Genomic DNA, 14,049 nt, shown 5'->3' on the forward strand with positions numbered 1-14,049 from the left:
CGCCGTAGCGATTTCATGGGACATGCGATGAAACTGCTGGTCGTTGAAGACGAGAACAAGACGGCGGATTACGTCCGCCAAGGTCTCATGGAGGCGGGATTCGTCGTGGATCTGGCGCGCAACGGATTGGACGGACACCACCTGGCCATGGGCGAGACATACGATCTGGTGGTCTTGGATGTCATGCTGCCGGATGTCGATGGCTGGCGCATCGTGCGTGCCCTTCGAGATGCCGGTAAACAGGTCCCTGTGCTCTTTCTGACGGCGCGTGGCGGTGTAGACGACCGTGTCAAGGGATTGGAACTGGGAGCGGACGACTACCTCGTCAAGCCATTCGCGTTCTCTGAGTTGCTGGCGCGGGTGCGGACGCTGCTGCGACGCGGAAGCGCTCCGAGCCAGCCTGATCGCATCCAGGTTGCCGATTTGGTGCTGGACTTGGCGCGCCGGCGCGCAACGCGCGCTGGCCAACGCATCAATCTCACCAGCAAGGAGTTCGCGTTGCTTGAGCTCCTGGCCCGTCGCCAGGGGGAGGTCCTTCCACGGTCTCTGATCGCGTCGCAGGTATGGGACATGAATTTCGACAGCGACAGCAACGTCATCGATGTAGCCATCCGCCGTCTACGCGCGAAGATAGACGATGCGTTCAATCCGAAGCTCATCCACACCGTGCGTGGAATGGGATACACGCTCGATGCGCCCGATGATGCCCCTGCGCCATAAGCCGCGGCAAAGCCGTCCAGCGTCGCTTGCATTGAGGGTCACGGCCCTCGTTGGTATCGCCACGACCTTGGTGTTTCTTGTGTTCAATTGGGTCATTCTCCGGTCGTTGGAGCACCACTTTGCTCAACAGGATGCCCACGAACTGGAGGCAGTGACAACCGCTTTGGCTCAGCCCTTGCACCAGCTTGCAAGTGACATCGCAAGCGACGAACTGAAGCAACACTTGGCCAACGCAGTCGCAGGACATCATGGGATGACGTACGGCGTCTACGATGGGGCTGGCAATAGCATCTATGCCACGCCCGGTCCTGACCTGTCTAAACTTGCCAGTAGCAAAAAGTTGGTCAACCGCATCACCGCTGACGATTTGATCGTGTGGCAGGAGGATCAGAGGTCATATCGAGGTGTGGTGCTGCAACTGCCTGCTGACGATTCAGCGGCGCCCGGCTACCGCATCGTCGCTGCCATGGACATCGGCTTTCATCTCGACTTCCTGGCGGAGTTCAAGCGCATGCTCTGGTGGGCAACCGGCTTGGTCATGTGCCTGGCGCTCGGTGTGGCTTGGCTGGCGGTGCAGTGGGGCCACCTGCCGATTCGCAAGGTCAATGAAGAGATTCGGGCGATTCGCTCTTCAAAGCTGGATGTGAGGCTGGATCCTCGGGATGTGCCGATCGAACTGGCGGAACTGGTATTCGCCTTCAACGATATGTTGGCGAGAATCGAGGAAGGCTTCACCCGGCTATCACACTTTTCCGCAGACATCGCGCACGAGTTGCGCACGCCCGTCACCAACCTGGTCACGCAGACTCACGTGGCGCTTGGCCAGCCGCGCAGCAACGAGGAATACAGAGAAATCCTCTATTCAAATTTGGAAGAGTTTGATCGGATGGGACGCATGATTGGTGACATGCTGTTTCTTGCCCAAACGGAAAATGATCCCCGCAACTTGCGTCTGTCTACCATTGATCTGTCCGAATTGGTGCGGAGTCTGTTCGACTATTTCGAGGCGCTGGCAGAAGATAGCGGCATTACGCTTGGTGTTAAAGGGGCGATCGGCAGCATAGCGGCGGATCGGGAAATGCTCACCCGGGCGCTGAACAATCTTCTCTCGAATGCAATTCGACACACGCCTCGCGGCAAGAGCATCACGGTCTTGCTTTCGCAGGACGAGCAGTGGACAACGATCAGTGTGGTCAATCCCGGTGAGAGAATTCCTGAGCGCGATCTACCAAAGCTCTTCAACCGCTTCTACCGAGTTGATCCGGCACGGCAACGAAATACGGCGGGCGCCGGTCTTGGCCTTGCCATCGTGAAATCGATTGCGGAGGCACATGGTGGCTCCGTTGCCGTGACCTCCAGTGAGCTTGTCACCAGGTTTGACTTGGTATTGCCCCATCTGCGGCAGTAGTCCGAGGGCGCTGCGGTCCGTCCAGCCAACTGGCGTATCTCTTTGCCTGATTCTGGGATCTACCCGGCCGGCCACGTTGCTACGCGAGCGGGACATTTTTTCTCCGTGACTGCCACGTGCCCAGTCCTAGCGGCAGGCGCCGACATCATGCGCTTGTGTATCCCATCGCTACGTCCACACCGCGCGCGGGGGCCTTTGCTCGGTCGTGATCCGGTCACCGATCGTCGATAGCCTCAGCGGTCAGTGCCGAACGTCTGCCTGCTCGGCGCCTCGATCGCGCGCAGACCTGGCTGTGTGCGCTGAGCCCCTGAGGTGAGTTGGAAGTTGGTCTGCTGGTTCGTTGCGCGGGTATATGTACCCGTAGCTGGGTACAGAGAGTCTTATTGATCAAGATCAAGGTACTGCTATCAGGCGCCGGCTGCATATGAACGCAGCCAACCGCCAAAACTACCTATGCAGGTGTCCACTAAAACTTGACCACTGCACCCCGCCCGAAGGCTTCTCCGACTCGCCCGCTGACGCGGGCCAGGTCAACCCCACAACGACAGGCGAGAACGCCCCGCCATGCCTTGCAGCGCCGGTCTTGAGGCGTGGCGTGGAAGCTCCATAGCGATGCCGGGCGGGTTGTCCCTGAACCGCGTTGAGGACGGCACGCACCTGCACAACCTGCCGCAGCAAGCGCCAGCGTGTTCGCCAGCGTCCCGTCCATCGCGGCGGGGCGCTGGCCGGGCCGATCCGGCGCAGCCGGTTCGGCGGCATCGAGGGGCGCCAAGCATCGCGCGGCGGGGATAGCCCGCAGGGCTTTCCCCTGGAGGCAAGCGAAGCGCGCAGCGCCGCAGGCGCGAAGGCGTGAGCAACTGTCTTGAAAGTCAAGCCTCGCAAGCGCGCAGGCTCCATTCAATTGAAGCGTTTTGCCAATGATTCAATAAATGTTGTATTATCGAATCATGAACGAGACCCAAGCCATTTCCGCCCTCGGCGCCCTGGCCCATACCCAGCGGCTGCGCGTGTTCCGCGCCCTGGTGGTCGCCGGCCCCGAAGGGCTGACACCCAGCGTCCTCGCCGACCAGCTCGACGTGGCCCGCAACTCCCTGTCCTTCCACCTGAAAGAACTGGCCCATGCCGGCCTGGTCACCATCGAGCAGCAGGGCCGCAACCTGATCTACCGCGCCGACTTCACCCAGATGAATGGGCTGCTCGGCTATCTGACCGAGCACTGCTGCCAGGGCGGCGCGTGCGAGGTCACCGAATCCTCCTCTGCCTGTACTTCCTGCTGAAAGGATCACCCCCATGAAGCGCTTTCACGTCCACCTGCACGTCGATGACCTGAACCGCAGCATCGGCTTCTATTCCCAACTGTTCGCCGCGCAGCCCGCGCGCGTCGAAGGCGACTACGCCAAATGGATGCTCGAAGACCCGCCGGTCAACTTCGCCATCTCCACACGTGGCAACAAGCCGGGCATCGACCACCTGGGTATCCAGACCGACGATGCCGAGGAATTGGCGGTGCTGAAGGCCCGCGCCGAGGCGGCCGACATGACGCTGCTGGACGAGGGCACCACGACCTGCTGCTACGCGCGCAGCGAGAAGCACTGGATCACCGATCCGCAGGGCGTGGCCTGGGAGCACTTCCACACGCTGGGCAACATTCCGGTCTTTAACGAAGCGGCGCCTGCAGCGACTTCCGCCGCAGCGTGCTGTACCCCGGTGCGCGGCAAGCCGGTGGGCGTTGCGGTGAAGCCGGCTTCCTCCTGCTGCTGATGTGAGATACCCATGACCACCGACAAGACCTACAACGCCCTGTTCATCTGCACGGGTAACTCGGCCCGCTCCATCCTGGCCGAAGGCATCCTCAATGAATTGGGCCAGGGGCGCTTTCGCGCCTACTCGGCGGGCAGCCACCCCAAGGGCGAAGTCCACCCACTGGCGCTCGCCACGCTGGAGCGGCTGCACATGCCGACCGCCGGCTACCGCAGCAAGAACTGGGACGAGTTCGCGGCGCCCGGTGCGCCGGAGCTGGATTTCATCTTCACGGTCTGCGACAACGCCGCCGGCGAGGTCTGCCCCGTGTGGCCGGGGCGCCCGATATCGGCGCATTGGGGTGTGCCTGATCCTGCAGCCGTTGAAGGCACCGACGAGCAGAAGCGCAAGGCGTTCACGGATGCGGCGCTGACGCTGCGCCGACGCATCGAATTGTTCCTGTCGCTGCCGATTCAGCGCCTGGATGCCATGTCGCTGCAGCACGAGCTGCGCAGCATTGGTACGAAGTGAGGTTGGCGCGATGAGTGTTGGAACCCAAACGGCCGGCCGCGTGCCGGCCGCCCCCACCATGAGCGTCTTCGAGCGCTACCTGAGCGTGTGGGTGCTGCTGTGCATCGTCGCCGGTATCGCGCTCGGCCAGTTCGCGCCGGGCGTGTTCCAGGCCATCGGCCGCACGGAAGTGGCTCAGGTCAACCTGCCCGTGGGCCTGCTGATCTGGGTGATGATCATTCCCATGCTGCTCAAGGTGGACTTCGGCGCTCTCGGCCAGGTCAAGCAGCACTGGCGCGGCATCGGCGTGACGCTGTTCATCAACTGGGCCGTCAAACCATTCTCGATGGCGTTGCTGGCGTGGATCTTCATCCGCCAGGTCTTCGCGCAGTGGCTCCCCGCCGACCAGCTCGACAGCTATGTCGCGGGCCTGATCTTGCTGGCCGCCGCACCTTGCACAGCCATGGTGTTCGTCTGGAGCCGGCTGACCGGGGGCGATCCTGTGTTCACGCTGTCGCAGGTCGCGCTGAACGACACCATCATGGTGTTCGCCTTCGCGCCCATCGTCGGCCTGCTGCTGGGCCTATCGTCCATCACGGTGCCGTGGGCCACGCTGCTGGTATCGGTCGGCCTGTACATCGTGATTCCCGTCATCCTGGCCCAGTTCTGGCGCCGCGCCCTGCTGAGCAAGGGCCAAGCCGCCTTCGACCGGGCGCTGGAGCGCATCGGGCCGCTGTCCATCGCGGCGCTGCTGCTCACGCTGGTGCTGCTGTTCGCCTTCCAGGGCGAGGCCATCATCCGCCAGCCACTGGTCATCGCCATGCTGGCCGTTCCGATCCTGATCCAGGTGTTCTTCAACTCCGGCCTGGCCTACTGGCTCAACCGCAAGGCGGGCGAGCAGCACAGCATCGCTTGTCCTTCGGCGCTGATCGGCGCCAGCAACTTCTTCGAGCTTGCCGTAGCCGCCGCCATCAGCCTGTTCGGCTTCCAGTCCGGCGCCGCGCTGGCCACCGTGGTCGGCGTGCTGATCGAGGTGCCAGTCATGCTACTGGTCGTTCGGATCGTCAACCAAAGCAAGGGCTGGTATGAGTGCGGCCCGAACCCTGCCCGCGGATAACCAAGACACGACTCATGAGCAACATCACCATTTACCACAACCCCACCTGCGGCACGTCGCGCAACGTGCTGGCTCTGATCCGCAACAGCGGCGAAGAGCCGAACGTTATCGAATACCTGAAGACACCGCCTGACCGCGAAACGCTGCAACGCCTGATCACGGACATGGGCGCGCCAATGCGCGCCGTGCTGCGTGAGAAGGGTACGCCCTATGCGGAATTGGGCCTCGATGACCCGAAGTGGGGTGACGAGCAGTTGATTGGCTTCATGCTCCAGCACCCCATCCTCATCAACCGGCCCATCGTGGTGACCCCGCTGGGCACGCGCCTGTGCCGGCCCTCAGAGGCCGTGCTGGACATCCTGCCGCAGCCGCAGCGCGGCGCGTTCCGCAAGGAAGACGGCGAAGCCGTGGTGGATGCGGAGGGTCGCAGGGTCTGAGACCTCCCGCACAAGCGGCAGGCAATCTGAAGTGAGGCTGGTATTATCGAATTTCGTTATCGATATTCGATATGAAAGAGAAACCTACTCCACGTGCCATGGAGCACCACGACCTGCTGTCGGGGCTGATCCGCCTGCATGTGCTGCACCACGCAGCCGAGCAGGAGATCTACGGGCAATGGATGATCGACGAGCTGGCCCACCACGGCTACCGCCTCTCCCCCGGAACGCTGTACCCGATGCTGCACAAGATGGAGCGCGACGGCTACCTCGTCTCCCGCCAGGAGCGTGAAGGGCGCACCGTGCGCAAGCTCTACACGATCACGCCCAAGGGCAAGGAAGGCTTGGCGCTGGCCAAGGACCGCATCCGGGAGTTCACCGGGGAGGCGATGCACAAATGACAGATTCCACCAACACCTTGCAGCATGAGGCCGCTGCCGCGCGCGGCTCACCCGTCGAAGTCTTCGGCGCCTTCCTCAAGCTGGGGCTGACCTCCTTCGGCGGGCCGATCGCGCATCTGGGCTATTTCCGCTCGGAGTTCGTCGAGCGTCGCCGCTGGCTGGATGACCGCAGCTACTCCGATCTGGTCGCCCTGTGCCAGTTCCTGCCGGGGCCGGCCAGCAGCCAGGTCGGTATGGCGCTGGGGTTGGGCCGCGCGGGCTGGCTGGGGCTGCTGGCGGCCTGGGCCGGATTCACCTTGCCATCGGCGATTGCGCTGATTCTGTTCGCCTTTGGCATCGCCGAGTACCAGGGGCTGGCCCAGTCCGGCTGGGTGCACGGGCTCAAGGTCGTCGCCGTGGCCATCGTGGCGCAAGCGGTCTGGGGGATGGCCAAGTCGTTGTGCCCGGACCGGCCGCGCGCCGCGCTGGCCATTCTGGCGGCGCTGCTGACCATGGTCCTGCCCTCGGCCGCGGGACAGCTTGCCGCCATCGCGGTGGCAGGGCTGCTGGGCTGGTGGACATTGAAGATCGCGCAACCCGGCGGCGGCCACGCCCACAGCTACCCCGTCTCGCGCAAGCTGGGCATCGTGGCGCTGCTGCTGTTTGCCGCACCGCTCGTCGGGCTGCCCCTGTGGGCGGCAGCCACGGACTCGTCCACGATAGCCCTGCTGGAAGGGGTGTACCGCTCCGGTGCACTGGTCTTCGGCGGTGGACACGTTGTGCTGCCGCTGCTGCAGGCCTCGGTGGTGCCCAGCGGCGTCGTGAGCAATGCCGACTTCCTGGCCGGCTACGGTGCGGCGCAGGCCGTGCCGGGGCCGCTGTTCACTTTCTCGGCCTACCTCGGCGCGGTCGCCCACGGACCGCTGCATGGCTGGATCGGCGGGCTGGCACTCCTGGGCACGATCTTCCTCCCCGCTTTTTTCATGCTGGTCGGTGCACTGCCGTTCTGGGAAGGGCTGCGCCACCGCGCGGGCATCCAGACGGCCATGGCCGGCATCAACGCCGGCGTGGTCGGTATTCTGGTGTCCGCCCTCTATGACCCGGTATGGACGAGTGCCATCCACAGCAAGGCGGATTTTGGGCTGGCGCTGCTCTCGTTCGGACTGCTGACGGTGGGGCGCGTGCCGCCGGCGCTCGTGGTGCTGTTAGCCGGGCTGGTGGGCTGGGTCATGGCGATGGGCGTCTGAATCTCATGTGGCACACCCTGACCATCCAGCTCCGACACGAAACCGCCGACGACATTGCCGCCATCGAAGCGGTCACGACCGCCGCCTTCGCTGATGCACCACACACCAGCCACACCGAGCAATTCATCGTGCGCGCCTTGCGTGCCGCCAACGAACTGACGCTTTCCATCGTGGCCGAAGAACATGGGCGCGTCGTCGGTCACGTCGCGCTGTCGCCAGTAACGATCACCCATGAGCACAGGCGAAAGACCGAGGGCTGGTATGGGTTGGGGCCGATCTCCGTCCTGCCGCCAAGGCAGGGGCGAGGCATCGGTTCGCGCCTGATGGAACAGGCGCTGTCTGAACTGCGGGCTATGCAGGCCGCAGGCTGCGTGCTGCTGGGAGATCCAACGTACTACACGCGCTTTGGCTTCCAGGCCCATGCGGGCTTGCAACTGCCGGGCGTGCCGCCCGGCTATTTCATGGCGCTGGCCCTGCATGGGACAGTGCCGGAAGGCATCGCGCACTACAGCGATGCCTTCAACGCCGCCGCCTGAGCCAGCGCGAAGGCGGCGGCGTTTTAATTCGGCTATTGGCCTTGAACACCGGGCGCGGCCACTGTCGCACCCGGATTTCGCGTCCACCGCGCCCAGGGCGGAACGGCCTGGGCGCGGTGCTGATCGCGATTATTCCTTCGTCTCGATGCGCCACCACACAAAGCGAAGCGCCCCGGTCGAGGCCGGGGCGCTTGCCTTCGGCGCGGGTCAAGCGGCCAGTGCCTCGGCGGGTTCATCCGCCATTGCCTCGGTATCCTCCGGGGCGTCCTGCTCCGGGCCTTCTTCCTGCGCGGCCTCCTGCGGGCCTTCGGCCTTGAAGATGGCGGGCATCCAGCCGGTGCCATCGGCCAGCCGCTCGGCCTCGCTGGCAATGTCGGCCTTCTTGAGCTTCGCCAGCCGGGTGACGAATTCCGGTGCAAACGCGCCCACGGCATCCAGAATCACGGCCTTGGAAACGTGCTTGAAGTAGCCTTCTGCGGTCGGCTTCCACCATGCGGCCATGTCGAGGCCCACGGCCTGCGCCAGTTCTGCGCCGGGCTGGTGCGGCGTGGCACGGGGCGTCACCACGTCCACCGTGGAAGCCACGCACACGGCCAGCAGCCGCACCAGTTCGTCTTGCGACTTCGCCAGCAGCGCGGCGAACAGTTCGGCGCTGTCCTCCGGCAAGGCTTCCCCGGCTACCTGTTGCAGTTCGCGCAGCGCCACAGCGGCGGGCGACTCCGGCCAGTCCGGGGCCATGCCTTCCAGCCGGTCTTGCACTTTCAGGCTCACGCCCAGCGGCAGGTCGTGGCCGTGGTAGCTGTCCTGCAAAACCTTCTGCACCATGCCATGCACCAGCGCGGCCAGCGCGACGTGCGGATGCCGGGCCACTTCGATTTGCAGCGCCGCCGTGCGGTGGGCGCTCAACCGCTGCGCCAGCTGGTCGGACAGGCTCGCGGCCTTGGGCGGGTCGTCGGCGTCCTCGTGCTCCTCGTTGGCGGCTTCGCCTTCGGTGCTGCCGAAGCCGCGCCGCAGCTTTTCCAGCGTGCGCAGCGCCTTGGCCTCGGCTTCGCGCAGCAGGCCGCGATGAATAACAGCCTCGCCGTTGCGGTCGATGGTGACGATGGCACCGGCCACCTCGCGCACTTCGGGGGCGTAGCCTTGCAAGGCATTCTCCGCGTCTTGCAGTTCTCCGACCACCTGATCGCGCCGCTGTTCCAGCTTCTCGGCCTTGGCCTCGTCCTCGGCGTCGCAGGCTTCTTCCAGTTCGGCGTCGATCTTTTCGAGGCGGGTTTCCAGCGAGGCGATGCGGCGGGCCTCGCGGGTGGTCGGCTCGCGGCGGTGGCGCGGGGCGTTCTGGAACGCCTGCCGTTCCTCGTAGGCCAGATGCGGCACGGCCTCCACCCATGCCCAGCCCTCGGCGCGCACGTCCTCGGCCAGCGTTGCCAGCTTGTCGCGCACGAGCGTTTCCAGCACTGCGGTATCGGTGAGGTAGGTTCCGGCATCGCCTTCCGCGAACAGGTCGCGGCGGATGCCGCCGCCTGCCTGCCGGTAGGCGTCCAGCCCGACGAAGCGCACCAGCGCGTGCGCGGCGTCGATTTCGCGCTCGGTCAGGCGCTCGCGCAGCTTGGACGGGCTGCGCTGCCATTCCGGCGCACCATAGAACGTGGCTTCCTGCGCGGCGTGGTCGTCGGCGAAGGGACACAGCAAGACCGCCCCCTCACGCCACCCACGCACGCCGGTTTTCGGCAAGCGGAGCGCGCAGGCACGGATCAGCGAGCCGGGCCGGAGGCGCCAGCGATGGAAGCCCGACAGGGGCGAGACTCGCGCAGCGAGGCTCAATGCGCAGCACGACAGCGCGACGGCGGCACGCCGGGACGCCCGACTGCTTGGGACAGGACTACTCGTTGTCGGTCTTGCGCGGCTCGATGTGCAACTGTCCTTGACGTGCAGCCGGGCGTAGTTGCGAAGGTACAGCGTGTCGTACTGCTTATCGGGCGATGTCAGGTGCACCACCATCAGGAAGGCGGGGGACTGCTTTTGGACGGTGATGCCCTGGCGCACCACATCGCGGGCAGCCGGGCCTGAGCCTGGGCGACGCGGTTTTGTACCCGCACCGTCGCGTCATCGGCGTTGATGCCAGAACGGAAGGTGACCGTGGTCACCAGCACGCCGTCGGAGCCGGCGACAGACTTGATGTACATCATGCCTTCGACGCCGTTGATCTGCTCCTCCAGGGGTGTCGCCACGGTCTCGGCAATCACCTTGGGGTTGGCGCCCGGATACACGGCGCGCACCACGACCTTGGGATATTCGCTGATCGGCAGCGCCGGGATCGCGAGCAGGCCCGAGACGAAGATGACGATCGACAGCACAGCCGCGAAGATCGGCCTGTCCATGAAGAACTTGGAGAGGTCCATGGGCTAATACCTTGAAAGGAGTCCAGGGGGAAGCGCGCCGCGCCGCTCGTTGTGTGATACGTCCGATCGGTGGCGCGCTCCGGCGTGGTGCTTCATTTGGTGGCGGACGCGGGCGCCGCAGCAGCCACCATGGGCACCGCCGTGGCCTGCACAGGCATGCCCGGCAAGAACACCTTCTGCGCGCCGTTGACGATCACGCGGTCGCCCGCCGCCAGCCCCCCTCGCACGATGCGCAGCCAATGGGAACTGCCACCCAGTTTCACATCACGTCGCTGCGCCAGTCCATCCTTGTCTACGATGTAGACGTAGTTACGGTCGTGGTCGGTCAGCACCGCCTTGTCGTCGATCAACACGGCCGAGAATTCGCCGCTGCCGACCAGTCGCACGCGGGTATAGAGGCCCGGCGTGAAAACGCGATCCTTGTTGTCCAGCACCGCGCGCACGGCGATCGTGCCGCTGCCCCGGTCCACCTGGTTGTCGAGGAAGTCCACCGTGCCGGTGTGAGAGAAGTCCGCCTTGTCCGCCAGGGCGATCTGGACCGGCAGCTGGCCGCCTCGCTCGCTGGGGCGCTCTCCCTTGCGCGCCATGCGCGAGTAGCGCAGGAACGCCTTCTCATCGGCCTCAAAGTAGGTATAGACCCTGTCCTGGAACACGATGGTGGTTAGCACACTGGCTGCATCGCTGGCGGCCACCAGGTTGCCTGCGGTAAAGCGGGCACGGCTGGCGCGCCCGTTGATGGGCGAGCGCACTTGGGTCCTCTCCAGGTTCAACTGCGCCGTCTCCACCGCAGCCTGCGCGGCCTGCACCTCAGCCTGCGCGGACTCGTCAGCGGCGCGGCGCTGCTCCCAGGCCTCGGTGGAGACAGCCTGCTGCTCGACCAGCACCTTGGCACGTTGCGCCTCGCTTCTGCTGCGGCCGGCTTCGCTGCGCGCCCGGGTCAATTGCGCCTGGGCCCGGGCCAGTTCCGCGCGGTAGCTTCGGGCATCGATCATGAAGAGCACATCGCCCTTCTTGACCTCGTCTCCTTCGCGATAGGCGACCCGCTCGACGTAGCCAGACACCCGTGGGCGCAGCTCGACGCTCTCGATGGCTTCGATGCGTCCGTTGTATTCGTCCCATTACGTGATGGGCTTGATCTCGACCTGCGCGACGCTGACTTGCGGCGGCGGTGGATGGCCTCCGGCGCCAGCTCCGGCGTTCTCTTTACAACCTGCGAGCGCCATCGCGCTGAGGGAGATCAGTATCCAAAGCAGGCGCACGCCGCGAGGGTCGGAGCTGGAAGTCGTCATCTGAACAGGTTCCGTGGTCAGGTCGTAAAGCGAATGAAGCGAGCGCGATCGCGCTGCACGCTGTCCCCTGACGCTGCTTTCTTGGCAGCGCAAGACCATGAGCGACAGATGCGGCAGAGATCGAATCCCGTTGGTTGTCGGCTTCTCGTCTCGTCGCAGAACGCGCGCGCAAACCGACCTCGGCGGCATTACAAAGCCTCAAAACTTGAGGTCAAGCGATATCGACGTTCTGATTCGCGCCGTTGCGGATTGGTCCGCCGCGTCGCATTTTTGGACGGCTCTTGAGCCGCCGGTTACGCGAGAAGTGACAAGTAAGGATTGTTCGGTGGTGGCTCTGCGAACAGGAGCCGAACATCGTGCAATAGATAGCCATACAGGCGGCGGGACTTCCTGGGGCCTGTGACATCGCACGTCCAGATGTTCAGGCCCCTGGGCTTTTTGCGATGCAGTTGCAGGCGCTCGAAGCGCTTTTGTACCCATTGCCAATCCTGCTGGTTCTCCTGCTTGGCGAGAGTCCCGACCTGGGGGTGTTCTTGTGCGTAGCGTTGGAATACCCCGGGGCTGACCAGGTAGGCCGTGTCGCCCACCGTATGCACGAGCGCCTTCGCGTCGTTGATGACCAGCCGGCGGGTAGCGATACCTTGTTTCAGCCACGCCATGAAGTGCTCGCCCGATGGCTGCGCCGACGAGGACGTGGGCACCGGCGCTGATGACGGCACGGGCACCATCGAGGTTGGCGGTGGCGTTTGAGGGCCAGCGGCGGGTGCGTCGCCCGAGACGGCTTCCGCATCCTGTTGGGGAACAAGCAAATCGCCGATTCCTACCATCGCCAGCAGGTCCTCCATGACATCGGGTGCGGCTTGTGCGGCAGGCAAGTGAACCGGAGTCGCGGCGTCGACGCCCTCCCATGGAAGGGACTCTTGATCGTCGGTGGCTGGCTTTGCCGTCATTGCCGGCGAGGGCACCAAGGCATCGGCATTGTTGGGTGCCGGTGTCCCGTCGATTGCCACTGCCCCTGCGAAGGGCGCTGGCCGCTCTCCAGACTCCCAAATCAGCGCGGGAGCGAGACGCAGCAGGGTGAATGAGTGGGACCAGCCAGTCGTGCTGGTCACGGTCGCGCGCCAGACCGCCTTGCCGTCCGGCGTCGGTTGCAACATGCCGTGATCCTGCAGCACGTTGAAGACGGCGGTGTTGCTCGCGGGGATGCCGTCGACGCCTAGTGACAGCAGGTGCGCACGCAGCTTGTCCGAGACCGTCTTGCTTACCAGCCACAAGGCATCCTCGGTGATCCAGCCATCGGAGGCTTCCGGCTGGTTCAGCTTCAACTGTTCCTTGAGCAGGTAGCGCAGCCCGTCGAGCAACTTGCGCTGCAGCGCATGCTTGTGTGCAGCCATGGCGCGGGCCGGATCGCCGCCCAGTTCCTGGGCCACCGAAGCCCGGTCGGCCTGCACGACAAGTTCGCCCAGCACGCCGGCGCGCTCGTACTGGCCGGCCAGGACGTAGAGCAGCGGTCCCCACAGGTCGGGATAGCCACTGAGCCAGTCCAGGGCATCACGGTCGAGCAGTTGACGGTAGAGTAAACCTGTCGCGGCGCTGTGGAGCCGATATTCCCGATCGTCGCGGTAGCGGAAGCGGTATGGCTGGTGCAGCGGGCCGTGCCAGGGGTGCCACAGCGAGCCGTCGGACAGTTCGACGTGCAGATCGACGGCGATCTTGCCGATGTCGTGCAGCAGCGCGGCATAAGCGACTGCGGCAGTCCAGGCTTCAGACTGCGCCGCCTGGTCTTCGGGACTGCCGCCAATGGGCAGCAGATGGGACTGCCGCAGCTTGAGCGCATAGGCGACGATCTCCAACCCGTGATCCAGCATGCCGCCGGGGTAAGCGTGGTGATGGCTTTCCGATGCGGGGAATTGTTGGACCAACTCGGCGTAGTGCTCCAGCGGCGTGCGGTATAGGGTGGCGAACTGCCGCCGCGACAGCGACGTGCGCTGCCAGATGTGTTCCAGCAGCTTCTGCCGGCGCGGTGTTGCCAGCAGCGATGCGGCCGATTCGGGCCGCAGCAACCCTTTCGGGAGGTCGGTGGCGGGCGCTGGCGACGGGGCAGCGACCGGGGGCCGTTTTCGCTGGAACAGGGAGAGCATGCGGGTGTCCTCTGGGGGGCCGGCCGGGAGGCCTTTTCGCCTTTTCGAGGTAGGGCCTTTCCCCTTGCACCCCATTCCCTTGCCGTTTCGGCCCTTTGGCCTTTAACCGTTTCGGTATAGCCGGG

Annotated in this window: 12 protein-coding genes and 2 pseudogenes; 10 read left to right on the forward strand and 4 right to left on the reverse strand. The window is 64.8% G+C overall.

The window, feature by feature from the left end; all coding sequences use genetic code 11:
- The first annotated feature begins 27 nt into the window (after positions 1-27).
- The 10 genes from ACT6SE_RS06775 to ACT6SE_RS06820 all read left to right on the forward strand — a co-directional run bounded on the left by ACT6SE_RS06775 (position 28) and on the right by ACT6SE_RS06820 (position 8,095).
- Complete coding sequence (locus ACT6SE_RS06775; protein WP_003097513.1) at positions 28-720, forward strand: heavy metal response regulator transcription factor; 693 nt, start codon at positions 28-30, stop codon at positions 718-720.
- Positions 692-2,128, forward strand: coding sequence for a Cu(+)/Ag(+) sensor histidine kinase (locus ACT6SE_RS06780; RefSeq protein WP_003097498.1), 1,437 nt, complete (start codon positions 692-694; stop codon positions 2,126-2,128). The genes ACT6SE_RS06775 and ACT6SE_RS06780 overlap by 29 nt, the downstream gene beginning before the upstream one ends.
- A gap of 929 nt (positions 2,129-3,057) precedes the next feature.
- Positions 3,058-3,405, forward strand: a complete 348-nt coding sequence (locus ACT6SE_RS06785) for an ArsR/SmtB family transcription factor (protein ID WP_003107245.1) — start codon at positions 3,058-3,060, stop codon at positions 3,403-3,405.
- A 13-nt stretch (positions 3,406-3,418) separates the two neighbouring features.
- A complete protein-coding gene (locus tag ACT6SE_RS06790) occupies positions 3,419-3,889 on the forward strand; it encodes an ArsI/CadI family heavy metal resistance metalloenzyme (protein WP_003107243.1) in 471 nt (156 codons plus the stop codon).
- A 12-nt stretch (positions 3,890-3,901) separates the two neighbouring features.
- Positions 3,902-4,399, forward strand: a complete 498-nt coding sequence (locus tag ACT6SE_RS06795) for an arsenate reductase ArsC (protein ID WP_003109695.1) — start codon at positions 3,902-3,904, stop codon at positions 4,397-4,399.
- 58 nt (positions 4,400-4,457) lie between these two features.
- Complete coding sequence (arsB, locus tag ACT6SE_RS06800) at positions 4,458-5,495, forward strand: ACR3 family arsenite efflux transporter (protein ID WP_003107238.1); 1,038 nt, start codon at positions 4,458-4,460, stop codon at positions 5,493-5,495.
- A gap of 14 nt (positions 5,496-5,509) precedes the next feature.
- Positions 5,510-5,932, forward strand: a complete 423-nt coding sequence (gene arsC / locus ACT6SE_RS06805) for an arsenate reductase (glutaredoxin) (protein ID WP_003107236.1) — start codon at positions 5,510-5,512, stop codon at positions 5,930-5,932.
- Positions 5,933-6,030: 98 nt separating this feature from the next.
- Positions 6,031-6,333, forward strand: coding sequence for a PadR family transcriptional regulator (locus ACT6SE_RS06810; RefSeq protein ID WP_003107234.1), 303 nt, complete (start codon positions 6,031-6,033; stop codon positions 6,331-6,333).
- The gene (chrA, locus tag ACT6SE_RS06815; protein ID WP_003107233.1) at positions 6,330-7,559 is read left to right on the forward strand and encodes a chromate efflux transporter; all 1,230 of its coding nucleotides are present in this window, start codon (positions 6,330-6,332) and stop codon (positions 7,557-7,559) included. The genes ACT6SE_RS06810 and chrA overlap by 4 nt, the downstream gene beginning before the upstream one ends.
- Before the next feature lie 5 nt (positions 7,560-7,564).
- Positions 7,565-8,095: a GNAT family N-acetyltransferase gene (locus ACT6SE_RS06820; protein ID WP_003107230.1), complete on the forward strand. Its 531-nt coding sequence runs from the start codon at positions 7,565-7,567 to the stop codon at positions 8,093-8,095.
- A 207-nt stretch (positions 8,096-8,302) separates the two neighbouring features.
- Here the strand turns inward: ACT6SE_RS06820 and ACT6SE_RS06825 are convergent, their stop codons facing one another.
- From ACT6SE_RS06825 to mobH, 4 genes and pseudogenes are all read right to left on the reverse strand, one after another.
- Entirely contained in the window at positions 8,303-10,027 is a 1,725-nt protein-coding gene (locus ACT6SE_RS06825) for a chromosome partitioning protein ParB (RefSeq protein WP_425479009.1), read from the reverse strand.
- A pseudogene (locus tag ACT6SE_RS06830) lies at positions 10,013-10,494 on the reverse strand (efflux RND transporter permease subunit); the annotation flags it as partial. The pseudogene ACT6SE_RS06830 and the gene ACT6SE_RS06825, both read right to left, overlap by 15 nt.
- Positions 10,495-10,586: 92 nt before the next feature.
- Positions 10,587-11,783, reverse strand: a pseudogene (locus ACT6SE_RS06835) (efflux RND transporter periplasmic adaptor subunit).
- A gap of 293 nt (positions 11,784-12,076) precedes the next feature.
- A complete protein-coding gene (gene mobH / locus ACT6SE_RS06840) occupies positions 12,077-13,924 on the reverse strand; it encodes a MobH family relaxase (protein ID WP_003109768.1) in 1,848 nt (615 codons plus the stop codon).
- Positions 13,925-14,049: the final 125 nt, after the last annotated feature.

Origin of the sequence: Stenotrophomonas sp. LC732 (assembly GCF_052446685.1) — a bacterium.
In the GTDB taxonomy this organism is placed as follows: Bacteria; Pseudomonadota; Gammaproteobacteria; order Xanthomonadales; family Xanthomonadaceae; genus Stenotrophomonas; species Stenotrophomonas muris.

Excerpts from the sequence above, each read along its gene's own strand:
- ACT6SE_RS06775 (WP_003097513.1), top strand. The coding sequence starts at position 28 with ATGAAACTGCTGGTCGTTGAAGACGAGAACAAGACGGCGGATTACGTC.
- ACT6SE_RS06780 (WP_003097498.1), top strand. The coding sequence starts at position 692 with ATGCGCCCGATGATGCCCCTGCGCCATAAGCCGCGGCAAAGCCGTCCA.
- ACT6SE_RS06785 (WP_003107245.1), top strand. The coding sequence starts at position 3,058 with ATGTTGTATTATCGAATCATGAACGAGACCCAAGCCATTTCCGCCCTC.
- ACT6SE_RS06790 (WP_003107243.1), top strand. The coding sequence starts at position 3,419 with ATGAAGCGCTTTCACGTCCACCTGCACGTCGATGACCTGAACCGCAGC.
- ACT6SE_RS06795 (WP_003109695.1), top strand. The coding sequence starts at position 3,902 with ATGACCACCGACAAGACCTACAACGCCCTGTTCATCTGCACGGGTAAC.
- arsB (WP_003107238.1), top strand. The coding sequence starts at position 4,458 with ATGAGCGTCTTCGAGCGCTACCTGAGCGTGTGGGTGCTGCTGTGCATC.
- arsC (WP_003107236.1), top strand. The coding sequence starts at position 5,510 with ATGAGCAACATCACCATTTACCACAACCCCACCTGCGGCACGTCGCGC.
- ACT6SE_RS06810 (WP_003107234.1), top strand. The coding sequence starts at position 6,031 with ATGGAGCACCACGACCTGCTGTCGGGGCTGATCCGCCTGCATGTGCTG.
- chrA (WP_003107233.1), top strand. The coding sequence starts at position 6,330 with ATGACAGATTCCACCAACACCTTGCAGCATGAGGCCGCTGCCGCGCGC.
- ACT6SE_RS06820 (WP_003107230.1), top strand. The coding sequence starts at position 7,565 with ATGTGGCACACCCTGACCATCCAGCTCCGACACGAAACCGCCGACGAC.
- mobH (WP_003109768.1), bottom strand. The coding sequence starts at position 13,924 with ATGCTCTCCCTGTTCCAGCGAAAACGGCCCCCGGTCGCTGCCCCGTCG.